1 protein-coding gene and 1 pseudogene are annotated in these 2,674 nt (G+C 77.4%); one reads left to right on the top strand and one right to left on the bottom strand.

Features of this window, described 5'->3' with window-relative positions; genetic code table 11:
- A pseudogene (locus PYV61_RS23790) lies at nucleotides 1-618 on the bottom strand (hypothetical protein); the annotation flags it as partial.
- Nucleotides 619-687: 69 nt separating this feature from the next.
- Here PYV61_RS23790 and PYV61_RS23785 point away from each other — a divergent pair.
- The gene (locus PYV61_RS23785; RefSeq protein ID WP_275836361.1) at nucleotides 688-2,502 is read left to right on the top strand and encodes an MDR family MFS transporter; all 1,815 of its coding nucleotides are present in this window, start codon (nucleotides 688-690) and stop codon (nucleotides 2,500-2,502) included.
- Nucleotides 2,503-2,674 lie beyond the last annotated feature (172 nt).

Below are 2,674 nucleotides of genomic sequence, written 5' to 3'. Positions count from 1 at the left end.
GGGGAGCCGCTCGGCGGGGTGCCAGGCGTCGAGCAGCCCGCGCGCGAGCGCGGCCAGCGCGCGCGCCGCCGCGGCAGCCGACTCGCGCACCGGCGCGTAGGGGCGCACCGGCCACACGAAGAGCGCCAGCGCCATGGCGGAGAACGCGCCGACGGTGAGCAGCGCGCCGCGCAGCAGCGCCTCGCGCGCGGTCGCCGCCGGCGTCGTGCTCGCCGCCACGAACGTCGCCGCGAACATCGTCCCCAGTGCCGCGCCCGGGTCGCCGAAGGCGCGCAGCAGCCCGCCGATCCCCGCCCACAGCGCCAGCAGCCCGAGCGCCAGCGCGCCGTTCGGCCCGACCCACGACGCGACCGCGCAGGTGATCGCCCCGCCCACCGCGAACGCCGCCATCGTGCGCGCGCGCGTGCGGAACGCGCCCCCCGCGTCGGCCAGCGAGCCGAGCCACCCGCCGAGCGCGGCCCAGAGCAGCTCGGGCTCGCCGAGGAGCGCGGCCGCCACGATCGGCGCCACGGTCGCGGTCGCGGCGCGGAGCCCCGCGCGCACCGCCACCGCGGTGACGTCCTCGCGCGCGAGGCGCGGGATCATCCGGGCGGGCGGGACGCGGGGCAGGACGGACACGCCCGCATGGTAACCGGGCCGCCCCGCGTGCGCCGCGCGGCGCGCCCGCTCTTTGCCAAACGCCCCCCCATGACCGTCGCCGTCCAGCCGCCCGCCGCCGTCCCCGCCCCCGCCACGCTCACCCGGTCGGAGAAGGTCGCCACGCTCACCGGGGTCCTCCTCGGGCTGCTGCTGGCGGGGCTCGACCAGACCATCGTCTCGACGGCCGGCCCGGCGATCCAGCGCGACCTGCGCATCCCGCCGTCGCTCTATCCGTGGATCACGACCGCGTACCTCGTCGCCTCGACGGTGATGGTGCCGGTGTACGGCAAGCTCTCCGACACGCGCGGCCGCAAGCCGGTGCTGCTCGCGGCGGTGGCGCTCTTCCTCGTCGGCTCGGTGCTGTGCGGGCTCAGCCCGACCACCGGCGCGCTGGTCGCCGCGCGCGCGGTGCAGGGGCTCGGCGCGGCGGGACTGTTCACGACGGCGTTCGCGGTCATCGCCGACCTGTTCCCGCCGCGCGAGCGCGGGCGCTACACGGGGCTCGTCGGCGCGATCATGGGGCTGTCGAGCGTCGTCGGGCCGCTGGTCGGCGGCTTCCTCACCGACCGCTTCGGCTGGCACTGGGTCTTCTTCGTCAACCTGCCGATCGGCGCCGTCGCGCTCTGGTTCATCGTCACGCGCATGCCGCGGCTCGGCGGCGCCGCGCGCGGCGCGCGCCCGCCGCTCGACCTGCCGGGCGTGCTCTGGCTCGTGCTGGCCGTCGTGCCGTTGCTCGTCGCGCTCAGCCTCGGTCGCTCGGGGCCCGAGGCGGCCGCGTCGGGGTTCGGGTGGGGGTCGCCGGCGATCCTCGGGATGCTCGCCACCGCGGCCGTCGCCGGCGCGCTGTTCTTCCGCCGCGAGCGCGTCGCGCCCGACCCGATCCTCGACCTCCGGCTCTTCCGCAACCGCACGGTCGCCTACGGCATCGCCGCGACCTTCGTCCTGGGCGCGGGATTCCTGAGCGCGGTGGTGTTCCTCCCGCTCTTCATGGTGAACGTGGTCGGCGTGTCGGCCACGCGCGCCGGCCTCACGATGACGCCGCTCACCCTCGGCATGGTGACGGGGAGCGTGCTGTCGGGACGCCTCGTCGCCCGCACCGGCTGCTACAAGCCGCTGATGCTCGGCGGGCTCGCGATCCTCGCCGTCGGCTTCACGCTGATGGCCTTCACCCTCTCGCCCACGTCCTCGCAGCTGGAGCTGACGCTGAAGATGGTGGTCGTCGGCCTCGGCATCGGGCCCACCCTCCCACTCTACACGCTGGCGGTGCAGAACGCGGCGCCGGGGCGCGAGGTCGGCGTCGTGACGGCGGCGTCGACGTTCACGCGCTCGCTCGGGCAGGTGATGGGCGTCGCGCTGGTCGGCAGCGTGTTCGCGGCGACGCTCGCCGGCGCGCTGGCGCGCGAGACGGGGCGCGTGCTGGCCGGCGTGTCGCCGGGCGCGCGCGAGCTGCTCGCGCAGCCGACGCTCACCGCCGTGAGCGCCGGCGCCGAGGAGACGGCCGGCGTCAGCTTCGACCCGGCGCGCGTCCGGCAGCAGCTCTCGCGCGCGATGGCCGCCGGCGGCGACGTGCTGGGCGCGACGCAGGGGACGCCGGCGCCGCAGCCGGGCGCGGCGCCGCGTCCCACCACCACGCCTCCCACCGCCGCGCCCGGGGCGATCGACGAGCGAGACCGCGCCGAGGCGCTCGGCGCCGTCGACCGGCTCTCCGACGCCTTCAAGCGCGCGTTCACCAGCGCCATCGGGCGGCTCTACATGGTGGGCCTCGTCTTCGTGGCGGCGGCGACGCTGCTGACGCTGCGGATCCCGCAGCTCCCGCTGCGCCGCGATCACGACGGCGCGCCGCCGCCCGACCTCGCGCACTAGCGTCTCGACGGGCGGGGCCGTGGCGTGACCGGCCGGGCGTCGGTATGCTGACGCCTCCGGCCATGTCCTCCGACCTGATCGCCCTCGCGCTCCTGTCCACCGCGGCCGTCGGCGCCGACGGCGGCGGCGCGGCGGCGGCCGCCCGCCGCGACGGGCTCCCGCCGGCCGCGCT

Source organism: Roseisolibacter sp. H3M3-2 (genome assembly GCF_029211165.1).
Taxonomy (GTDB): Bacteria; Gemmatimonadota; Gemmatimonadetes; order Gemmatimonadales; family Gemmatimonadaceae; genus Roseisolibacter.
Note: the sequence above shows the minus strand (reverse complement) of the source record. Positions and strands in the feature narration are given on the sequence as shown.

Excerpts from the sequence above, each read along its gene's own strand:
- PYV61_RS23785 (WP_275836361.1), top strand. The coding sequence starts at position 688 with ATGACCGTCGCCGTCCAGCCGCCCGCCGCCGTCCCCGCCCCCGCCACG.